The sequence below is a fragment of the Pseudomonas sp. LJDD11 genome, from assembly GCF_024584215.1.
GTDB lineage: Bacteria > Pseudomonadota > Gammaproteobacteria > Pseudomonadales > Pseudomonadaceae > Aquipseudomonas.
The window spans coordinates 1-21,489 of the sequence record NZ_JANJFL010000006.1; the positions used below are offsets into that span (position 1 = coordinate 1).

Annotated in this window: 16 protein-coding genes and 1 pseudogene; 2 read left to right on the top strand and 15 right to left on the bottom strand. The window is 60.9% G+C overall.

Going from position 1 to position 21,489, the window contains the following annotated elements:
* Positions 1 to 21: 21 nt before the first annotated feature.
* Positions 22 to 144 carry a zinc ribbon domain-containing protein gene (locus tag NRB16_RS09340; protein WP_306456403.1) on the top strand — a complete coding sequence of 41 codons (123 nt, stop codon included), beginning with the start codon at positions 22 to 24 and terminating at the stop codon, positions 142 to 144.
* Between the two features lie 20 nt (positions 145 to 164).
* Here NRB16_RS09340 and NRB16_RS09345 read toward each other — a convergent pair whose 3' ends face one another.
* The 15 genes from NRB16_RS09345 to yaaA form a co-directional block, all read right to left on the bottom strand.
* A complete protein-coding gene (locus NRB16_RS09345; RefSeq protein WP_253140538.1) occupies positions 165 to 983 on the bottom strand; it encodes an SDR family oxidoreductase in 819 nt (272 codons plus the stop codon).
* A 291-nt stretch (positions 984 to 1,274) separates the two neighbouring features.
* Positions 1,275 to 1,736 (bottom strand): multidrug transporter, encoded by a 462-nt coding sequence (locus tag NRB16_RS09350; protein WP_253140537.1) that lies wholly within the window; start codon positions 1,734 to 1,736, stop codon positions 1,275 to 1,277.
* A 111-nt stretch (positions 1,737 to 1,847) separates the two neighbouring features.
* Complete coding sequence (locus NRB16_RS09355; protein WP_045482980.1) at positions 1,848 to 3,299, bottom strand: mannose-1-phosphate guanylyltransferase/mannose-6-phosphate isomerase; 1,452 nt, start codon at positions 3,297 to 3,299, stop codon at positions 1,848 to 1,850.
* Between the two features lie 104 nt (positions 3,300 to 3,403).
* Positions 3,404 to 4,087 (bottom strand): alginate O-acetyltransferase AlgF, encoded by a 684-nt coding sequence (locus tag NRB16_RS09360; RefSeq protein ID WP_045482977.1) that lies wholly within the window; start codon positions 4,085 to 4,087, stop codon positions 3,404 to 3,406.
* Positions 4,088 to 4,100: 13 nt separating this feature from the next.
* Positions 4,101 to 5,273 (bottom strand): alginate O-acetyltransferase, encoded by a 1,173-nt coding sequence (locus NRB16_RS09365; protein ID WP_257106023.1) that lies wholly within the window; start codon positions 5,271 to 5,273, stop codon positions 4,101 to 4,103.
* Between the two features lie 10 nt (positions 5,274 to 5,283).
* Positions 5,284 to 6,837, bottom strand: a complete 1,554-nt coding sequence (locus tag NRB16_RS09370) for an MBOAT family protein (RefSeq protein WP_045482971.1) — start codon at positions 6,835 to 6,837, stop codon at positions 5,284 to 5,286.
* Positions 6,838 to 6,998: 161 nt separating this feature from the next.
* Positions 6,999 to 8,123 (bottom strand): mannuronate-specific alginate lyase, encoded by a 1,125-nt coding sequence (locus NRB16_RS09375; protein ID WP_045482969.1) that lies wholly within the window; start codon positions 8,121 to 8,123, stop codon positions 6,999 to 7,001.
* Positions 8,124 to 8,131: 8 nt separating this feature from the next.
* On the bottom strand, positions 8,132 to 9,571 hold the full coding sequence (locus tag NRB16_RS09380; RefSeq protein ID WP_257106107.1) for an alginate O-acetyltransferase: 1,440 nt from the start codon (positions 9,569 to 9,571) through the stop codon (positions 8,132 to 8,134).
* A 14-nt stretch (positions 9,572 to 9,585) separates the two neighbouring features.
* Positions 9,586 to 11,196, bottom strand: a complete 1,611-nt coding sequence (algG, locus tag NRB16_RS09385; RefSeq protein WP_045482967.1) for a mannuronan 5-epimerase AlgG — start codon at positions 11,194 to 11,196, stop codon at positions 9,586 to 9,588.
* Between the two features lie 26 nt (positions 11,197 to 11,222).
* Positions 11,223 to 12,731 carry an alginate export family protein gene (locus NRB16_RS09390; RefSeq protein ID WP_045482966.1) on the bottom strand — a complete coding sequence of 503 codons (1,509 nt, stop codon included), beginning with the start codon at positions 12,729 to 12,731 and terminating at the stop codon, positions 11,223 to 11,225.
* Positions 12,728 to 14,167, bottom strand: a complete 1,440-nt coding sequence (algK, locus tag NRB16_RS09395; RefSeq protein ID WP_253140534.1) for an alginate biosynthesis TPR repeat lipoprotein AlgK — start codon at positions 14,165 to 14,167, stop codon at positions 12,728 to 12,730. The genes NRB16_RS09390 and algK overlap by 4 nt, the downstream gene beginning before the upstream one ends.
* A gap of 2 nt (positions 14,168 to 14,169) precedes the next feature.
* The gene (locus NRB16_RS09400) at positions 14,170 to 15,342 is read right to left on the bottom strand and encodes an alginate biosynthesis protein Alg44 (protein WP_045482964.1); all 1,173 of its coding nucleotides are present in this window, start codon (positions 15,340 to 15,342) and stop codon (positions 14,170 to 14,172) included.
* Positions 15,343 to 15,382: 40 nt separating this feature from the next.
* Positions 15,383 to 16,864, bottom strand: a complete 1,482-nt coding sequence (alg8, locus tag NRB16_RS09405; protein WP_045482963.1) for a mannuronan synthase — start codon at positions 16,862 to 16,864, stop codon at positions 15,383 to 15,385.
* A 124-nt stretch (positions 16,865 to 16,988) separates the two neighbouring features.
* Positions 16,989 to 18,305 (bottom strand): nucleotide sugar dehydrogenase, encoded by a 1,317-nt coding sequence (locus tag NRB16_RS09410; protein WP_045482961.1) that lies wholly within the window; start codon positions 18,303 to 18,305, stop codon positions 16,989 to 16,991.
* Positions 18,306 to 19,148: 843 nt separating this feature from the next.
* Positions 19,149 to 19,928 carry a peroxide stress protein YaaA gene (gene yaaA / locus NRB16_RS09415; RefSeq protein ID WP_253111789.1) on the bottom strand — a complete coding sequence of 260 codons (780 nt, stop codon included), beginning with the start codon at positions 19,926 to 19,928 and terminating at the stop codon, positions 19,149 to 19,151.
* A 148-nt stretch (positions 19,929 to 20,076) separates the two neighbouring features.
* On the opposite strand from yaaA, the pseudogene NRB16_RS09420 reads away from it, so the two are divergent.
* A pseudogene (locus NRB16_RS09420) lies at positions 20,077 to 21,246 on the top strand (polysaccharide deacetylase family protein); the annotation flags it as partial.
* Positions 21,247 to 21,489: the final 243 nt, after the last annotated feature.

Here is a 21,489-nt window from a genome sequence, read left to right on the forward strand (position 1 = left end):
AGTCCGAAAGGTAGAGCCGGTTTGCGAATAAGAGAATGGACTTGCGTGTGCTGCGGTACAGCCCACGACCGCGATGTGAACGCGGCCCGGAACATTCTTGCGGCGGGGCATCGCCGTCTAGCTGTAGGAATCCCCGCTCTTTAGGGCGGGGAGGATGTCAAGTGCTACAACCGCTGATCCAATCCAAAACGCTTCTTCAAGGCAAACCCAAGCAAGCTGCCAGGCAGTAGCCAGGCCATCAGCGGCATGACTTTCGAGCCATTTCCAAGCCGTAACAGGCGCGGCGGGCGAGGGCGTTGCAGGGCGGCGACCACGCCACGGGCGAAGTCTTCAGCGGGTGTCGGCTTGTCCTGAGAGGCGCGTGCACGTGCGCGGATGCCTTCGCGGATCGGCCACCAGGGCGACTGTTCATCAAGTAACTGCTCGGCCTCATGGCTGGCGTTTTTCGCAAAGCTTGAAGCAATCGCGCCCGGTTGTACTTCCATCACCTGAATACCGAACGGCGCCAGCTCCAGACGCAACGCTTCGCTAAGCGCATGCACCGCCGCCTTGGAAGCGCAATAGGCACCGGCGAACGGCGTCACCAGCACACCCGAGACACTGCCGATATTCACCACCAGGCCGCGATTGCGCCGCAATGCCGGGAATAGTGCACGGGTCACCCCGACCACCGCAAAGACATTGGTTTCAAACTGACGCTGCATCGCTTCGACACCGCCATCGAGCAACGGCCCCATCGCACCGTAACCGGCGTTATTGATCAGCACATCCAGCCCATGGGTTTCCAGCCGTGCAGCCAATTGCGCCAGCCCGGTGGCATCGTTGACGTCCAGTTGCACAGCAGTGAAACCCGCAGCGGCCAGCGCCGCGACATCTTCAGCCTTGCGCGCCGTGGCCCAAACCTCATGACCGGCGGCATGCAACGCATCAGCCAACGCACGGCCAATGCCGCTGGAACAACCGGTGATCAGAGTAATGGGCATATAGAGTCCTTATAAAATACTGCTTTTAATGTCTGCCGTTGCCGTTGCCGTTGCCGATCTGCTCTTGCTTTTCAAACCGAGATGGCACAGACGACGCGAATCGCGACTTGGGCGCTGGCCCCCCGAATCGATGCCGGACGGAGGGAAGTTCGCCCGCAGGGCGGACCCAAGCCAGGAGCAAGCGTCGGGGTGAAACCCTCAGTTCAGACAACTGCGGCAACGATCCTTGCACCGACATCAAGCTGTTCGCGGCCTTCGCGGCTAAAGCCGCTCCTACCTGGCCCACTCAAATTAGTTGGAAAAACTCCCCTGCAAATGCTCGGCCCGAAACTCCAGGCTCTGCGCCCGATAGCCACTGCGCAATGCCGGCAATGGCAAGCACTCCTGCCACGAAGCGCCAGCCTGCAACTCACCCGGCCCACGATAACGCGCCGAATTGTAGGTGTTATCCACCAGGTTCACCGTGTCGCCCGGCACATAAGCCGCCACTCGCCAGCGCAACTCACGCAGCGGCGTCTTGTTGGTATTGGTGATGCTCACCTGCAACGGCCGGTCGGCCGGGCAGCTTTGTGCCAGATTCAAACGCAGGTCGAGGCGCTCCAACTGGCGGGTTTCCCGGCTGTCTTGCCAGATGACCGTGGCAGCCACGATACCCAGCGCCATGGCGGCCACCAGCGACACCGGCAAAGCCTTGGCCGGATAGCGCAATAGCAAGATGAGCCAGGTCAGGATCAATAAGATGCCGATCAGCATGGAAGAGTGTCCTCGCACGTGATGATGCGGGTCATCCTACCACCGGCATAACGACAACGCCCTGCACAAAGGCAGGGCGTTATCAGATGCTGCAGGTGTTGCGGTGCTGAATCAGCGCGCGATGGTCTGGGTCTTGACCCCCGACTCGATGGAGTCGGTGCGCCCGTAGACATCCTCGAAGCGCTCGATATCGTCCTCACCCAGGTAGCTGCCCGATTGCACCTCGATGATTTCCAGCGGGATCTTGCCGGGGTTTTTCAGGCGGTGCACCGAAGCGATCGGGATGTAGGTCGACTGGTTTTCGGTCAGCAGGAACACGTTCTCGTCGCAGGTCACCTGGGCGGTGCCCGAGACCACGATCCAGTGCTCGGCGCGGTGGTGGTGCATCTGCAGCGACAGGCTGGCACCCGGCTTGACCGAGATACGCTTGACCTGGAAGCGCCCGCCCATGTCCACCGAGTCGTAGGAGCCCCATGGACGATAGACTTCCAGATGGTTCTGGGTTTCGCTGCGGCCACGCTCGTTGAGGGTGTTGACCATCTGCTTGACGCCCTGGACCTTGTCTTTGTGGGCGATCATCATCGCGTCTTTGGTTTCCACCACCACGATGTTGTCCAGGCCGATCACCGACACCAGCTTGCCGTTGCCATGGATCATGCAGTTGCGGCTGTCTTGCAGAACCACATCACCCTTGGTGACGTTGCCCTGGTTGTCCTTCTCGTGCACCTCCCACAGCGACGACCAGCAACCCACATCGCTCCAGCCGGCACTCAGCGGCACCACACAGGCACGCTGGGTCTTTTCCATGACCGCGTAGTCGATGGAGTTGTCCGGGCAGCAGGCGAAGGTGGCTTCGTCAATGTCGATGCTGCCGGCGTCCTGCTTGCTGCGCTCAAGGGTCAGCACGCAGGTGTCGTAGATGTCCGGATCATGCTTTTTAAGCTCTTCGAGGTAGCGGCTGGCGCGGAACAGGAACATGCCGCTGTTCCAGTAGTAGCCACCGGCTTCGACGAACTCTTTGGCGCGTTTTTCGTCGGGTTTCTCGACGAAGCTCTGTACCCGGCGCACGCCTTCGGGCAGCAGTGAGTCGCCAGTGGAACGGATGTAGCCGTAGCCGGTTTCCGGTTTGGTCGCCGGCACGCCGAACAGCACCATCTCGCCACGTTCGGCGGCAATGGTAGCCAGCGCCAGGGCGCGTTGCAGGGCTTTCTGATCTTCGATCACGTGGTCGGCCGGCAGCACCAGCATCAGGTCGTCGTTGCCTTCATTGACCATCAGCATGGCGGTCAGCGCCACGGCCGGTGCCGTGTTGCGGCCGAACGGCTCCATGATGATCGCCTGGGTGTCGAGGTTCAGTGCGGCGAGTTGCTCGTTGACGATAAAGCGGTGTTCCTTGTTGCACACGACGATGGGTTCTTCCATACCCTCAAACACCAGGCGCTCCAGAGTCTGCTGGAACAGCGTGTGTTCGCCGGTCAATGCCAGGAACTGCTTGGGAAATTGCTTGCGCGACAGTGGCCAGAGTCGAGAACCGCTACCGCCTGACAGGATTACTGGAATCATTTTTCTTCATCTCCGAAGTATTCAATAGGGGCTGTACGGGTACTGCCATTCTTGCGTCTTGTTGTTGTTCCAGAGCCCCGGCAGGTGCCGGGGCAGCAATCGGGTTAGCGGGTTTCAACCGGTGGCTTGACCCACACCGGCGACAGGCTGCTGCCACTGCCGGTGACGTACAGCACCGCTGCCTCACCGCGCTCCAGGGCGACCGGTTTGACGTCAGAGACTTTTTTGTCGCCGTTGTACAGCGCCAGGCTGACCTTCACCGGGTTGATTTCACGCTCGCCAGTGCCCTTGGCCGCGACGCTCTTGACCACGTCGGTCTTGCCGTCGGCGGTTTTCAGGGTCAGTGGCTGGTCGCTGAGGTTTTGCAGACGCACCAGAGACTTCTGCTTGTTCTTGAACGGCGCTTCCTCGACCAGTTGCGGTTTGCCGTTGGCGTGGTTGACCAGGGTGTAGTAATGATCGCTGGCCAGCTTCACCGGCACGCTCTGGCTGCCGAGTTTGGCGGTGTAGTCGCCGCCTGGCATGAAGCTGAATGCAGTGCTGCCCAGCGGCGCGACGTCATTGAGCGCCGTGTTGCCGACGCTGGCGCTGACTTCGCTGTTGCTGGCGTTATAGACCCGCACGAAGGTCGAGCCTTTCGGGGCGGTCGGGCCGTACAGGGCGGCGTCACCGGCGGCCTGCACCGGCAGTGCGGCGATGCCCAGTCCCAGGCTCAGGCTCATGGCCAGCGCGCAGCGCTTGATCAGGGTGGTGTTGGCCGAACGATTGGCAGTGGTCTTCAAGGTCATAAGGGCAGTCCTCTCAGTTTTGCGCCCGCTCGGGCGACTCGGATGGTTGGGTGTTCTGTGCCAGGTTGTCCTGGCTGGTTTGCGGCTTTTTCAGTTGGGCGATCCAGTTGGCATCGAATTCACCCAGGTCGTTGTGTACCGGCAGGTAGCGCTCGGGGAATTCCCAGATCACCACTTGTGGCGCGTTGTTTTTGAACTCTTCGGTCTGCAGGTACTTGAGCATTGGCAGCACTGGGCCATGACCGTCTTCGGCGTAGTTGACGACATCACTGCGCAGCGCCTGCTTGAGTGCCCCCAGGAAGTTCCAGTTCGGGTTGGCGCTGTAGCTGGTGCCGACCAGGCCCACCGGGATTTCGCTGTCGGCGAACAGCGCCTCGTCACCTTCACTGGCGCCACCGACTGCTTCGGTGTTGCGCTTTTGCAGGGCATCGGGCTTGGGCAGCAGGTTGCTGAACAACGGATCGAGCGGCAGGAAGTTGGTCAGGTCGCCCTTGTACTCGGCAGTGCCTTGCTCAGCGGTGACGAAGGTCTGCTCACCATTGAGTTGCACCTGGCGGTCAATGGCCATGCCCAGTTGCTGCGCGGCGACTTCGGCACCCAGCGGGGTCCAGTGGGTGTCGGTGCGCAGGAATACCTGGCCACGCTGCTTGGCGTCCTTGAGCGGTTGCAGCAGGTCAGGGGCAAGAATGCCGGCCTGGGCGACCTGTTGATGGAAGCGCTGGTACAGATCGGCATGCAGGCGCGCCGGGGTGTGTTCACCGATGAACTCAGGGTACAGACGGGTCTTGGCCGGAATGATCGCCAGCACCAGCTTAACGTCCTGTTTGTTCAGGGTGTCTTGCACACCGCGAACCAGCGCCAGGTTGTCGGCCAGGTTCTTTTCGCCGCCGGCGATGGCGTCAAACTCTTCATCGGTGAACAGCCACTGGTCCTCACCCAGGACTACACCTGGGCGGCCCTCGTTGAACAGCTTGTAGTCCAGCGCCGCCCACAAGTTGGTGCTCAGGCGCTTGATCGGAAACTCATCGTCGTAATGAGTTTCCACCGCCTTGGTCCAGCGTCCGTTGAGTACCGTCTGCTGTGGGGTCTTGGTGAAGCTGGCGAAACTGCCCAGCGACCAGAGCCCCAGCACGATCAGCAGGCTCATGAATACCGCGATGTAGAGGATGCGTAATGAACGGGTCATGTCAGGCTCCTCAGAACTGGAAGTACAGGAACGGCGAGAAACTCTGCGCCGACAGTTTCAGGATCGACGCGATGAACAGCAGCAACACCAGCACGCGCATGGCGTAGCGTGGCCAGTCAGCCTGCCAGTAGGCCGCCTGCACATTGGCTTCGCGGCCCACGGTGAAGCCCGGCTCATGGATGCTGCCAGCGGCATCACCCGGGACCGCCTTGATGGTGCCAGGCTGGTCAGTGGCCGGGCCGTCGGCCTTGGCTTTGCCTTGTTTGGCCGGCCGGTCGCTGTAGAAGTCGCGCAGGCCAAAGAACGCCAGGGTCGCGTAAGCCAGCACCATGGTTGCGATCTGCAGACCGGTCAGGTTGGCGCGGGTCAGTTCCGACAACTGCCAGTCGCTGAAGCTGAACATCGCGCTGTACATACGGGTGGCGACGTGCAGGTTCTCGGCACGGAAGATCACCCAGCCGATGACCACCAGCAGGAAGGTGAACGCCCAGCGGATCACGTTGAAGCTGTAAGGCTTGGTGTTGATGCCCACGGCTTTCTCGATGGCCAGCCAGATACCGTGCCAGGCGCCCCAGATCACGTAGGTGATGTTTGCGCCGTGCCACAGGCCGCCAAGCAGCATGGTCAGGAACAGGTTGCGGTAGGTGGCGATCTTGCCGCCGCGGTTGCCGCCCAGGGTGATGTACAGGTAGTCGCGCAGCCAGGTCGACAGGCTGATGTGCCAGCGCCGCCAGAATTCGGTGATCGACTGGCTGATGTACGGCTGTTTGAAGTTCTCCATGAAGCGAAAGCCCATCATCAGGCCCAGGCCGATGGCCATGTCGCTGTAGCCGGAGAAGTCGAAGTACAGCTGTGCGGTATAGGCCAGCGCACCCAGCCACGCATCACCGGTGCTGGGGTTCTCCAGCGCGAAGCAATGGTCGGCAACCACGGCCAGGGTGTCGGCGATGAACACCTTCTTGATGAAGCCCTGCATGAACCGCGTGCAGCCTTCGGAGAACTTGTCCAGGGTGTGGGTGCGGTTGTTGAACTGGTCGGCCAGGTCACGAAAACGCAGTACGGGACCGGCGATCAGGTGCGGGAAGATCGCTACGAACGCGGCAAAGTCGATCAGGTTACGGGTCGCCGGTGTGTCACCCCGGTAGACGTCGATGATGTAGCTGATGGACTCGAAGATGTAGAACGAGATACCGATCGGCAACAGTACGTGGGTCAGGATGAACGGCTCCAGGCCCATGGACGTCATGATGGCGTTGAGGCTGTCGACACCGAAGTTGGCGTACTTGAAGTAGCCCAGGATGCACAGGTCGACCGCCACCCCCAACAGCAGCCAGCGCTGCGCCGTCTTGGTCCGTACCCCGGCGGCGCCCACCTTCAGGCCGATCCAGTAGTTCCACACCGTAACGGCGATGAACAGGCTCAGGAAGTCGATACGCCACCAGGCGTAGAAAATGTAGCTGGCGATCAGCAACAGCAGGTTGCGGTAGCGTTGCCCGCTCACGTAGTACAAGCCGAGGAAGATCGGCAAGAACAGGAACAGGAACACGTTGGATGAAAACACCATCCGTCTTTACTCCGTCAGTCCGGCAATAAGGGCCAATGCCCCCCCAAACCCCCCCATGAAAAACAGGAGGGACATCGCATTGCTATCTGTAGGAGCGGCTTGAGCCGCGAAATTCGCTGTGAATCATTCGCGGCTCAAGCCGCTCCTACGGTGTTACCCAATCACTGGTTGTCACGGTCGTGATTAGGGTCATAGACCCGGGTCAGGTCCCCGCCCAGGCGGAAGGTCTTGAACGGCTGCTTTTCGTGCTTTTCCTCCAGCACCTGGGCATCACAGGTGTAGAGGCTGCAGTACGGTTCCAGCCAGGCGAATTTCGGATCTTTTTTCAGATCCGTCATGTCCTGCTTCTCGCCACCACGGTCGGCAAACTCGTCCGGGTCGCGTACCCCTTCAAGCACCCGTTGGGCCAGGCGCTGCAACGCCGCGTTGTTTTCCTGGCGCAGGTCCACACCATTGGCGCGGGCGAAACTGGCGACCATCGCCAGCGGCGGCAGGGCGTAGTTGTGATAAGCCAGCGCGCGTTGGCGACGTTTCATTTCATTGGGCAGGAAACCTTCCGGGCTGACCTGATTGGCGGCGACCCGGAACTCTTTGACGGCCCAGTCGAACAGGTCGCGGCGGTTGGTCGCCACGGCGGTGGCCATGACTGACCAGGCGGCCCAGTACGAGTGGTTGTTGATTTTTTCCAGCGGCAGGTTGCTCCAGTCGCTGATTACCAAGTCACCGAGCTTGCTGAACCAGGCTTCGATTTCCTGGGCCTGCTGCTGATGGTTGGCCAGCGGCCGCGAGTCGGAGAACTTCAGCCGCAGGTACGCCGCCGACATGCTGCCCAGCGCCCATTTGCGCATCGACTTGCCGGTATGGTTGAACTCCTGCGACTCAAGCGCACCGGCGCGGGCCCAGGTGGTCAGGATGTTGAGCGCGCAATCAAGCTGCTCGGGGCGGCCGTCACGCATGTATTGCATGACCACCTTGCTCACCCCGCGCTCCAGGTCGGTGATGTCCTGGGTGGCGTTACGAAAGGCTTTTTCTGCGTCTTCGTTAAGGGTTGCACGGGCCTTGTCGGAGCCCTCGTATTTGCTGCGAAACACCAGCGCACCGGTGTACGGCTGCGGGATGGCGGCACAACTGAAGTTGTGATCGCCGGTTTTCATCTTCTCGATAGGGGCCGAGTAACCCTGGGGCGGAATCAGCGGCGCTGCTGCCGCAGCCGCGCCGCTCCAGGCGGTCGCGGCCAGGATGGCCAGCGACAGCAGGGCGGGGCGGACAGGTCGGGATATCTGCATAAGTCACCTCATAATCCGGCTTGCGCAGAATGCTGTTGGGTACCTGGCAATGCATTGCGTTTGCACACCTGGGCTTTGACTTTCTGTGGCTCACTACCTGCTTCGGGTCCTTCGATTTCCAGGGCCAGCAGTTGCTGGCTGGCCCAGTCTTCGTCTTCGCGCAGGTCGAAGGCGAAGCGTCCATCAGTGTCGGCGGTTTCCGGTTTTTCGATCTTCAGGTCTTCATGGCGGCCGTTCATGTACCACAGGCGCGCCTTGAGGGTTTTTACCGACGTGTCTTCAAACTGGATGTCGACCCGGTTGGCCGAGTTGCGAATGTCCTTGATGCCGTTCTTGCCGTTAACCAGCACTTCGTTGTTGCCGGGCTTGAGGCTGGTTTCGGCGCTGAGCACCGCAGGCTTGGCATCGCAGCCGTCATCAAGCAGGGCAAACATCTGCCGCCAGATACTGTCCTGGTCCAGGCGATACAGTGGCGAGAATTCCCAGACGATGATTTTCGGCGGATTGTTGTGGAAGTCTTCGCTGCCCAGATACTGGATCATCGCGCCTTCCAGGCCGCCACCGGGGAAGGCCACGTTGAGCACGTCGGCACCGATGTATTCCTGCAGGAAACCGCCGAAGTTGTAGTTCTTGCCGCTGTGGCTGGTGCCGACCAGGGTGATCTTCGGGTTACCCGAGTCACCGAACAGGTCGCCGTCACCGGCTTCGCCCTTGGGCTCAGTGGCGAACTGGTCCATGTACTGGATCGCATAGCTGGTGCCACACAGCTGGCCGGCCATGTTGTGCAGGGTGCCGGTCTTGCCCATGCGCCCGGATTTGTGGCTTTCGAATTCGCGCTTGGGAATCTCGTCGAAGCCCGGGATCTGCTTCACCGTCTCGGCCACCACCTTGGCGGTGCGCTGGGCGCCATAAGGGGTCCAGTGCTGGTCACCACGGAAGTAGAAATCATGGTCTTGGGTTTCACTGGTCAGCGGGCTCAGGTCCGGAACCCAGTAACCCATCTTGCTGAAGCGGCCGAGCATGGCCTGGTAATTCTTCAGCGCGGTGTCGTAATCGTATTTGGCGCGGTCTTGCGGCAACAGCTTGTTGCGGTCGACCATGCCACGGGTTGGCTGATAGACCACCACCAGGTCGATGCCCTTGCGCTTGAAGGCGCGTTGCAGTTCTTGCAGGCGCTTATAGCCGGCCGGCGTGGTGTCGAACTCGGTGCGCAGGTCTTCTTTGGTGCGGAACAGCCAGTCGCCCTCAGCCTGAATCAGGGTAGTGAAGTTCTGCTGATAGCGGGTGGTGTAGTTACTGGCATCATGGGCAGCCGGGCACAGTTGGCAGCACGGCTCGGCAGTGAAGTTCGGCGCCTGGCTGTCATCGGCACGCGCAGCGCTGGTAGCGGCCATCAGGCCCAGGGTCAGGCTGGACAGGCCCAGCCATTTGATCAGGTGGCTATGCATGGAAGTCTCTCGGCTCATGGGCGCAGCTCGCTCTGGCTTTCGACGGGATCGATCAGTACGGCGCGTTTCTGGCGCACCAGCAGATCGAGGATCTGCTCCTGGTTCTCGCCCAGTACGCCGTTGAAGGTGATGCCATTGCTTTTGGTCGGTGCCAGCATGGCCACGTTGTAGAGTTCGACGCTCAGCGGCGAGTCGATTGCCAGCGGGCCGGAACCGTTGCTGGCCAGTTGGCCGCCGACCACGATCAGCGAAACTTCGGCGTCGAACGGGTCCAGGTCGATGTCGCGGTCGGTGTCGTTCAAGTCCTTGATGTGGCCGTAGACGCCCATCAGGCCATTGCCCAGGGCAAGGTTGTCGTAGAGCTTGATGTTGGTGCTGTTACGCACCCGGATACCGTGGCGACGGTTGGCCACCACCCGATTGCCCCACAACAGGTTGTTGCCGCTTTCGTACAGGGTGATGCCGTCGGTGTGGTTCTGGTAAATCTCGTTGAAGGCGACGATATTGCCGACGCTGTTACGGTCCAGGACCACGCCGGAGAGCTTGTTGTCGTAGCTCTTGTTGCGAAAGATGAAGCTGTTGTCCACCTCGCGGGAAATGATGATCCCGTGCTTCTTCTTGGTTCCGTACACGGTGTTCTCGGCGATGATCAGCCCGTGCGAGCGGTCGTGCGGGTCGATGCCGTAGACGATGTTGTCGCGGTAGGTGCTGCCCTTGATCACGAAGTTTTCGGTTTCATAGCAGTAGAAGCCGTACCACAGGTCCGAGAATTCCGAGTCAATGATCCAGCCGGTCGGCTCGGGGCGGTTAAGCACCTTGGCCGCATTGGGCGTGTACTGGGAAATACTCACACCGTAAGACTTGCTCTGGTCATAACCCAGGCTGGCCATCTTGCTGCTGGCGATCCAGGTCTGCGAGCCGCCCCAGCTAAGCAGGAACGGGCGGAATTCGCCGGCCTTGCGCCACGTGGAATGGCCGTTGCGGGTCTCGCTCCAGCCGTTGACCTGGGTGTTGGCGATCAGCAGCTTGCCTTCGTTGACCAGAAACGCGCCGCGCTCCTGAGACAGGCGCAGTTCGGTGGTGCGCTTGTCGATTTCCAGGCTGCCGGTTTGCTTGACCAGAATCGGCACGCGGGCGATGAATACGCCGGGCGACACTTCGCTGAGCATCTGTTTGGGCACCTGGCGGGCGACGTCCTGCAGGCTGGCATAGCCGTTCTCGACCACGATGATCTGCGGAATACCGCGCTGGCGCGCCACCCACTCGGCCATCTTGTTGTCGCCGCCGACGAACTCCTTCATGCCGGTTTCTTCATCCATCATCCGCGTGACACGCACCTTGCCTTTGGCGCTGCGGTCGATCTTTTGCAGCGCAGCCTCGGTGGTGTAGCCGGACAGGTCGGGCAGCTCGGGGGTCTGCATCGCCAGTGGCTCGGCCGGTGGGCTGGTGATGGTGTAGGTCTTGGCCTGTTGCAGCTCCTTGACCACCGACTTGGCCGGTTCGCTGACCACCGGGGTGTTGGCCAGTGCGGCACTGGCCACCAGCAAGGCGCTGCCCAGCACTGCGCTTTCGAGCAGGGTATGCGGCCAATGGCGCGGCCTGGCGTTGTTGATCTGACGATTCATTTCATCGCACTCCTTGGGCCGTCGCTTCAGAAGCGCCAGATGACATCGACAATGGCGCGATGCATGTAGCTGTCGACCTGGTCGTGATAGGCATCACCCGGCTTGAACACCCCGGCGCGCAGGCGCACCAGCGCCGACGGCTCATCGAACGACTGGCTCAACGCTGCCGGCAGCAGGCCTTGTTTGAAGTACTTGGTGACCACCAGGTCCATCTCCTGACCCAGATCCTTACGGCCGTCTTCCAGCGGCAGGGAGCTGAAGGTATTGGTCGGGATGCCGCTGGCATCGATCACTTCACGGGTCGGGTTGATCCCGGCGCCACCGATGCCGGCGTTGCCATCGACGCGGCGGAACTTGTGGTAGATCAGCGAGGCGTCGTACTCCTCGTTGAACTGCCAGGAGGCGAACAGCGAAGCGCTTTCGACGTTGGCCATTTCACCCTGGAAGGCTTCACCGAAGCGGTGCACGCGCGAGCGGGTGCCGGTCCAGTTCGAGCGGTTGCTCTCCAGGCCGTTCTGTTCGTAATCCTTGCTGGCGCGCGAGTACGCGGCGCCCACTTGCCATTGCGGGTCCAGACGCAGGCGGATGCCCAGGTCAGTCGCCCAGCCATTGACGTTACGCCCGGTCTTGTCGCCGGCCAGATACTGGTCGGTGGTGTTGTCGTAGTTGGCGCCGATCTGGTCGCGGTTACCGGTCAGCCAGGTCAGGCTGCCCCAGTAATTGACGGTGTGGGTATTGCGATGGTTATAGGCATCGCTGTCGACGTTCAGGCCGACCCAGGTCAGGTCGCCATTGGCGGTCTTGTCCAGATCGTCGAGCACTTCGCCGCTGCGCTTGAGCTTGCCGTCGTCATGGCTGTGGTGGGCGCGGATGCCGGCCCAGTGGCCTGGCGTCCATTGATAGCTGGCCGAGCCGAACAGGTGCTGACGGTCTTCGTCTTCCGGCGCCAGTTCGGTGAGGTCGGTGCGGTACTCGCTGAAACGCTGAGCGGCACCCAGTTCGGCACGCAGCAGGGTGGTGTCGAAGGTCCAGTTCAGCGCTTCGATATTGGTGTCGTGCCACTGGCCATCAGCGTTGCGCAGGCGCTGGCGGCCGAATTTGAGTACTTCCCCGGGGTAGGGGGTGAAGCCGCTGTAGCCGATCCAGAATTCACGCAGCGCGGCGTAGGTCTTGTCGACTTCACGTTCGCTGGCGTTACCGCGGGAGATCTGCGTGCCGCTCTGGCCATTGCTGTCGATGGTGGTCTGTTCCAGCGGGTCGGTCTGGATGGTATCGGTGGCGGTGACCACCTGGCCCATGGCGTAGCCGCTCCAGTTGCCGCGCTCGCCGTATACCCAGGGGCGCAGGTCCAGGCCGATACCCTTGACGTCACCGCCGGAGCGGGTGCCCAGGTCGCGGTCATCTTCGCTTTGCGCGGTGATCTTCGCTTCCAGGCCGAAGTTTTTTTCTTCAGTCATGGCGGCCAGCGTCGGGCAGGCCCACAGCAGGGTGAAACCAAGGCCCATGCCAGCGGCCATCAAAGGGTTCAGCTTCATAGTGCTTCCTCACCGTCGTCTTTTTGCAGGGTCTGCAGGACCAGCGCGTTCTGGCTGGCGGTCGCGCCCCGGGCTTTTTGCTCGCGTTGCAACAGCTGCTGGGCAGCGGCGAGTTGTGCGGGTGACAGTTGTGGGTTGATCTGCTGGGCCAGTTCATCGGCCTGCGGGGTCGGATTGTGGGTCTTGGCCAGTTGGCTGAAGACCCAGGCATTGACCAGGTCAGGCTTGATGCCGCGGCCCTGGGAAAACAGCTGCGCCAGGGCGAAGTCCGCGCTGGCCTGCCCGCCACGGGCGGCGAGCAGCAGTTCATCCACGGCTTTTTGCGGGTAGACCTGACCGAGATAGCCACGGCGGTACAGCTGGCCCAGGTAGTAGTGGGCAGACAGTTCGCTGGCACTGGCCTTGCTCAAGTGCTGCTCGGCTTTCTTCGCGTCAGCCGGCACCCATTTACCTTCGTAGTAGAGTCGGCCCAGCAGCAGTTCGGCGCGCGGCTGGTCGGCGGCGCGGCCGTTGTCCAGGTACTCCATCATCTTGTCGACGTCGCCCAGCTCCGGGAAGTCGTAGAGCAGCTTGGCCAGGGTGACCCATGACACCGGGTAGCCCGGCGCGATGCCTTCGAGCAATTGCTGGGCGGTTTGCGGATCAGGGCTGCCGACCTGCGCATCGCCCAGTACCCGGGCTACGCTGTCGACGCGCTGGGCGTCGACACGGCCGGCCGAGTAGGCACTTCTGAGCTGGTCGAGCAGGGCTTTTTGCTGGTCGGCCTGGCCACGGGTCTGGTAGACCGTGGCCAGTTCGACGTAGCACATGTCGGTGCTGGCCAGCGCCTGTTTGCAGATGCTCTCGACTTCATCCAGATGCTGCTCGTAGGTGCCTTGGGTGCGGTACAGAACGATCTGTGCCAGGCCGGCTTCGGCATAGCCCATGCTGCGCCACTGGCTGATCTGCTGCTGGGCGTTGACCTCAGGGAAGCTGTGCGGGTATTGCAGGTAAAGCATGGCCAGCGCCAACAGGCTGCCAGACTCGCCACTGGCGAAAGCTTTTTGCAGCAGCCCTTGGGCTTCTTTGCGTTCAGCATCGGTGGCGTCGGGCTTGGCGGCCAGCAGCCGGCCCAGGCGTGACTGGGCGCGTGGCGAAGTGGCCGCCGCAGCCCGGTAGGTGGCCTCGGCCTCCTTGAGGCGGGCCGGGTCACCGCTGGCCACCTGAATGTCGGCCAGACCGACCTGGGCATCGCTGTAGCCCAGCTCGGCCAGTTGCCGGTAATTGCGCTCCGCCAGGGCAGTATCGCCGTTCTGCATGGCTTCATTGGCCAGGCGCTGATCGGGCAGGCCGGCGCAGCCAGCCAGGGTCACAGCCAGTCCCAGAGCAACAGCCTGGCCCAATGTGGTCACGGACAGCAGCGGGGAGATCGACGAGCGTCGAAGCGGACGGTTCATGATTACAGACCTGCAGCCACGGCTTTATCGATCAGCCAGTTCATCGATGGGCCGCGATCACTGACCACTTCCACCGGACGGCCGATGAAGGCGCTGCTCAGCGACTCGTCAGGCTTGATTTGCACGCGAATGTCGGTCGACAGGTCGTTATTGGTCAGGTTGGCGCTGCTGACCACCCGGCCGGTGCGCACCTGATCTTCGCCGGCGATCTGGAAGCTGACCTGGGTGCCGGGCTTGACGTCACGGAACTGGCGATAGGTGAAGCGGGCTTCAACAGTGGCCGGGGTGTTACGTGGCACCAGTTGGAAGATCACCTGGCCCTTGGCGGCATATTGGCCGTCGGCTACCAGTTGGCGAGCCACAACGCAGTCGCACGGGCTGGTCAGGGTGCCGCTCAGTTGCTTGCCGTACAGCTCTTCAATCTTCGCCGGTTGCAGGTCTTCACCGGCCAGGCCGCCCTTGAGCATCTCCAGCATGTTGGTGTTGAACGAGGCCAGTGGTGCGCCTTTCTCGGCCTCGTGGTTGACCTGCACCAGGCTTTGCAGCGTGCCTTCACGAGGCATGGTCACGTCCAGGCTCGGTACGGTGACAAGGCCGGCCGAAGCGTGGCTGACGAAGTACAGGCCGTAAACGGTTTTGAGAATGAAGCCGAACGCACCCAGGCCGACAATGAAAATCCCCAGGCTGAAGGTCACGGCGCGCAGCCGCCCGAAGAAGCCCATGCCGCCTTCGCCGGCCTTGTTCTTGCGCGGCCGGGTGAAGTTATCGCGTTGCAGGGTGGCCAGTACTTCGCCAACGCTGACGATGTCGCCGGCCAGGTGCGAGGTAATCAGGTGGCGCAGGGTGGCGATGTCCTGCGGCTCAAGGTTCTGGAACTGCGCACCGACCCGGCCGGTGGTTGGGTTGATCGACTGGATCAGCAACTCGACGTCCATGGCCAGGCCCAGGTTGTCGACCAGAAACTGCATGCGCGCCTTGATCACTTCGCCGACGCGCAAGGCTTGCGGGTTCGGGGCGATGTAGCTCAGGCCGCCGGCACTGAGGTCTTCGACCTTGACCAGCGGCGCGTTGGGCGCCCCGTTGAGCAGGCGCAGTTTGGCCGGCAGCTTGACTCGGGCGTGCTGGCGCTGGGCTTCGGATTCATGCACGACATTGGCGTTCACGGCGGTATTCATGGTGAGTTTTCCTGATTGATCGATTGATTCAGAGGCCCGGTCAGACCATGGTCAGCAACACAGCGACAAAAATGCTGCCGGCTGAAAAGGTCATGGTTCGGGACGACCAGGTGTTGAACCAGCCTTGGAAGCTGGCCATGTCGCGGCTGAGTTTGGTGTCCTGGCGGGTCCAGGACTGACGATCCAGGCGGAAGAACACGTAGATCTTCATCAGGGCGCCGACGATCTGGTTGTAATAGAGAATGATCGGGTAGGCCGGACCGATCCGGTGCCCCGAGCAGACCAGCAACAGGGTCAGGATCAGGCGGGTAATACCGATCCAGAGCAGGTACATCAGCAGGAACGCGCCGCCGTATTTGAAGCTGGCGATGATCGCCACGGTCAGGCCCAGAATCGAGGTCCACATCGACACGCGCTGGTCAAACAGCACGATGCTGGTGAAGATGCCCAGGCGTCGCACGCCCAGCCCCAGGGCGCGGGAGTTCTGCCGCAGGTTATTGCCGTACCAGCGGTACATCAGCTTGCGGCTGGCTTTCAGGAAGCTTTTCTCTGGCGGGTGCTCCACGGTATTGATGGCGGCGTCGGGCACATAAAAAGTGTCGTAACCCAGGCGCATCAGGCTGAACCAGCTGGATTTATCGTCGCCAGTCAAAAAGCGGAAGGTGCCCAGCCGCCAATGGTGCAGCGAGTCGGCCTCGACGTCGGCGATAAATTCCGGGTCGGTAACCACGCTGGCGCGGAACACCGACATCCGTCCGGTCATGGTCAGTACCCGCTTGGACAGGGCCATCGAGCACATGTTGATGTGCCGCTGGGCGAAGCGCAGCTTGTGCCACTCGCTCATCACGTAGCCGCCGAGCACTTCGCAGAATTCGTTGGTGGTCAGGCCACCGACATTGGGAAACAGGTGAAACCACGGCACGGTCTTTTTCACCACGCCTTTGTTGAGCACGGTATCGCCGTCGATCACTGCCACCACCGCACGGTCATCGGGCATGTGCCGGGAGATGGCACGAAAGCCGTAGGCCAGGCCGTCACGTTTGCCGGTGCCGGGAATCCGGACGAAATCCAGGCTGACCCGCTCCGGTGGATTGAGGCGTTCCCAGAGACTTTTGACCAGTAGCTCGTCAGACAGCTCGACCAGCGAGCAGACCACGGTGGTCGGCAGCCCGCAGTCGATGGCTTCCTGAATGACCGAGCTATACACCTGGGCGGTGGTGCTGGCATCGATCCGAAAACTGGTGACCATCAGAAACACGTGGGAAGGGTTGGCTTGCTCGCCCAGCTTGCGCATTTTGCGGCGCAGGCGTGGGTAGACGACGTAGAGAAACAGCATGCCGCGCACAAAGTGCGTGGCGCCCATCGAATAGCGCCAGATACCGACGATACCGATGAGGAAAATGAAGTTCTTCGACTGCGAGTCGAAGATGCTGGTTGGCAGCGCAGTCACCAGCGCACCCAGCAAAGTCAGGTAAAACAGCCAACCGGCAGCCTGCAAAAGGCCGTTTTTAAGCCTGTCCATCAGAAGCATCCTTCGGATTAGTTGCAAGCTGTCAGCTGCAAACCACAGGTCAGGAACATCAGGCTCCGGACTTGGGGCAGCGGCTGACAGCTTGAAGCTTGCCGCTTAAAACTTACTGCTGCGCTTACCAGCAAATGCCTTCGGCGCGGCCGTTTTCAGTGGTCGGTTTGGACATGAAGCCCACCAGATCGACCACCCGCTTGCCTTCCGGCGCTTTGTCGGCCAGCGCGCGGAAGCGCTCATCACGGTTACCCAAAATGATGATGTCCGAGTCGTTGATGACCTTGTCGAAGTCCGCGTTGAGCAGCGAGGAGACGTGGGGGATCTTCGATTCGATGTAGTCTTTGTTGGCACCATGGACGCGGGCATACTCGACGTTGCTGTCGTAGATGCTCAGCTCAAAGCCCTTGCCGATCAGCATCTCGGCCAGTTCCACCAGCGGGCTTTCACGCAGATCGTCGGTGCCGGCCTTGAAGCTCAGCCCCAGCAGGCCAACCTTGCGGGTGTCGTGGCTGGCAACGATGTCAAAGGCGTTCTGGACCTGCGAGACGTTGCTGCGCATCAGCGAGTTGAGCAGCGGCGCTTCGACGTCCAGGCTGCCGGCACGGTAGGTCAGGGCGCGGACGTCCTTGGGCAGGCACGAGCCGCCGAAGGCGAAGCCCGGACGCAGGTAGTACTGCGACAGGTTCAGGGTCTTGTCCTGGCAGACCACTTCCATCACTTCACGACCATCGACGCCGACCGCCTTGGCGATGTTGCCGATCTCGTTGGCGAAGGTCACCTTGGTGGCGTGCCACACGTTGCAGGTGTACTTGATCATCTCGGCGACCGCGATGTCCTTGCGGATCACCGGCGCATCCAGCTCTTCGTACAGCGACTGCAGCACGTCCCCGGAGGCTTTGTCGAACTCGCCGATGACGGTCATTGGCGGTTGGTCATAGTCATTGATTGCGGTGCTTTCGCGCAGGAATTCCGGGTTGACCGCCACGCCGAAATCGACGCCGGCCTTCTTGCCCGAGCAATCTTCCAGGATCGGGATCACCACATTGGCGACCGTGCCTGGCAGTACGGTGCTGCGCACCACTACCGTGTGGCGCGAGTTTTTTTCGCGCAGGACGTAACCGATCTCGCGGCACACCGATTCGATGTAATCAAGTTCCAGGTCACCGTTCTTCTTGCTGGGCGTCCCGACACAGATCATCGACAGGTCAGTACTGCGGATGGCTTCGGAGAAGTCAGTGGTTCCGCGCAGTTTGCCGGTCCGGATACCTTGTTCCAGCAACTCGCCCAGACCGGGCTCGACGATGGGCGACTTACCGTTATTGATCAGGGCAATCTTCTCGGCAGAGATATCTACACCGACAACGTCATGACCCCGTGCAGAAAGGCATCCGGCACATACAGCACCGACATAACCCAAACCAAAAATGCTGATACGCATCGCACTCTCCTCGATTGTAACGCCTAACTAAAAGTTGCTGGGTATGAAACGCGGGCCAGCAGATTCCCTACGTCGGCAGCGGTGGCTTATAACAAGTCACTTAACTAACGCAGGCATGTTTAATTTAATGAGTAGCCAAATACAGGGAGGGCCGACTCAATTGACGCCAGGTACACGTGGCAAATAGCCTGTCCGTGAGGGCAGGGGTTTGCTCTGGGAGTCATGTACCACTTACTGAACCGCCTTCATCAGCCCGTAAGATCAGCAACACTGCGGGGCCAGGGCCTCGCCATCCTGTCTCGTCCTGTCTGAAGCGTTCGGCTCAATGTCTTTCCTGTCTGACGTTATAAGTCTATGTATTGATTCGATACCGACAGCCTTGATCATCCCAGTGATCAAACTACGTTGTGGTAACCCCTGTCGCTCTCCGTGTCGCTGTAAGTTATTACCTACATGGTGGGCCTGAATCGTTACGGGATGTAGGAACCTGAGTGGCATGAAATAGTTCCGGGCCACTCGTCCCGTTTTCAGCAAATTTTCAAAGTTGGTCAACTAGCCGGGTAGTTGCAAAATGATGGCTGCCCCCGGCCCGGTCCTTTAAAGTTAAGCGTTTCAGCTAGTTTGATGGTTAGTGGCCATTAACCATCTAAGGCCACAGGCCATCGGCTAAAAAAATGATTTTTTTTCGATAAGCGTGAAGAAGTAAAAGAATCATAGACCCTTTTGCCATTTTTCAGGCGCCACTTATCCGGCGGTTTATTGCAGGAACTTGACAGCCGCGGCCCCGGTAATGGCTATCTGCCTTACCGGGCCGGGAAGCGGGAGGTGTCAGCAGGGCATCAATCAGTCGGCAGGTGCGTCACGAAGGAACACCAGCTTATTAGCCGTGGACTGTTCGGCACTGTAGTAGTAACCCTGCACATCAAACCCCTGAAGTGCTTCAGGCGACTGGATGCGTTCATCAATGACAAAACGGCTCATCATGCCGCGTGCTTTTTTCGCGTAGAAACTGATGATCTTGTACTGGCCGTTCTTGAAGTCCTTGAACTCGGTATCAATGACCCGTGCCTGCAGGGCGCTGCGCTTGACCGCCGAGAAGTATTCGGTGGACGCCAGGTTGAGCAGCAGGTCGTCGCCCTGATCGGCCAGCGCCTGATTCAGCCACTCACTGATCCGGGTGCCCCAGAAGGCATACAGGTCCTTGCCACGGGCATTGGCCAGCCGGGTGCCCATTTCCAGGCGGTAAGGCTGCATCAGGTCCAGCGGCCGCAGCAGGCCATACAGGCCCGAGAGCATGCGCAGGTGTTGCTGGGCGTAGTCCAGGCCGGCTTCATTGAGCGTCTCGGCAGCCAGGCCGGTGTACACGTCGCCTTTGAACGCCAGCAATGCCTGTTTGGCATTGGCCAGGTTGAAGTCCGGATTCCAGCTGCCAAAACGTGCAGCATTCAGGCCGGCCAGCTTGTCCGACAGATGCATCAGCTCGGCGATCTGCGGGGGCGTCAGCTCGCGCAACTGGGTAATCAGTTGCTGGGAATGGTCCAGATACTGGGGCAGGGTGTGACGGGTAGTGGTGGGCGGGGTCTCGAAATCGAGGGTCTTGGCTGGGGATATCACCATCAGCATGGGCGGCACTCCTTAAATCGTGCGCCGATTCTAGGGGCTGATGGCAGATCACTCCAGCTATAGGGTTCATAGCCGTTAACGCTGCCGCTCAATCGGCTATAGTGCCGCCTGGATCGCCGTCAGCATTAAAATCGAGGGAGCACAGGGTTTGCGTATCGTTCTGGCAGTTTTCGCGTGTCTGTTGGGCGTCAAGGTTCATGCGGCGGTTCCGGATGTGGCCCTGATCGATCGCAGCATCTGGCCCGAGCGCCTGGAAAGCCCTGCCCTGTTCGATGTGGCCTCGCGGGCCGAGATTCTCGGTTTCGCGCGTGCCTTGTGGCTCAGCGAGCAGCAGGACGAGGAAGCCTTGAAAGCCCGTCTGGGGCTGCGCTACGTGAACATGGCGTCGATCAATCTGCTGCGCCACCGGTTGTGGGTGCGCCTGCTGGAGAATTTTCGTCAGGCGCGGGTGAGTTGCACCACCGATGCCAACTTCTGTGTCTATGCCCAGGACATGGAGCAACTGCGCCAGCGCGCCGAGGAATTCAGCATCGCGCCCGATTCCTTCTATGCCGCCTGGGGGGCACCGAGCGCACTGTTCCACCGCCAGTATCTCGACGAGTTGCTCTACAAGGCGGCCCTGTTTCCCCAGACCAGCAGCGAGATCGCCCGCTACAACTCCGATGAGCTGACCGGTGACGACATGCCTGACCGGTCCTTTATGCTCAACTTCGAAGGCGGGCCGAGCCCGGTTAATGGCGACACCGACTGGCTGGCGGACTTCATGCGCCAGCAGAAGATGACCGCCACCTTCTTTGTCCTCGGCAAGCCCTTGCAAGCACGTTTGAACAGCAGTTCGGCCAGTGCCTTGCAAAATCTGTATCGCCAGCAATGCGTCGGGATTCAGGGCTGGGAGTATCGCTCGCATAGCCAGTGGCGTGACTGGCAAGGTTCGGTGCAACGCAGCGCCGACCTGGTCGAGCGCATTCTGCCCGACAGCATGGTGCCGCTGTTTCGTCCGCCTTATGGCCATCGACGCCCGGACAGCGGCGAGTTCTTCCGTGCACAGGATCTGCGGGTCTCGTTATGGACCATTGATGCCCAGGACAACCTGGGCCGGCTGAATTCGGCGCAGATCAGCGACCGGGTACAGACCCTGATGCTGCTCTGGCGCAAAGGCACGGTGGTATTCCATGACACCGGTAACCGCGCTCAGTCGGCCTTGCCATTGTTGCTGGCCAATAGCGCACAGAGTGAGCTGACCTGGGAAGACTGCCGCACGATCGAGCGAGCGCCAGAGGACTCGCAACAGCAGGAGCAGCAAGCGCTGGAGGCTCAGGAGCGGCATTTGCAGGAAGCGCTGCGGGCCAAAGAGCAGCAGGAACTCGAAGAACAGCAGGCGCTGCAAGAGCAGCAGACGTCTGAAGAGCAGCCAACGGATCAGGAGCAGCCTGCACAGGCACCGCAGGAGCCGCAGCCTCAACAACCAACGCCTTCTGAGCCAGGGCCGGCGGGTGCCGGGCCGGTACAGCGGATCGAGCCGGGACAGATGCAGATGCCCGCCAGCGAGGCTGATCCGGAT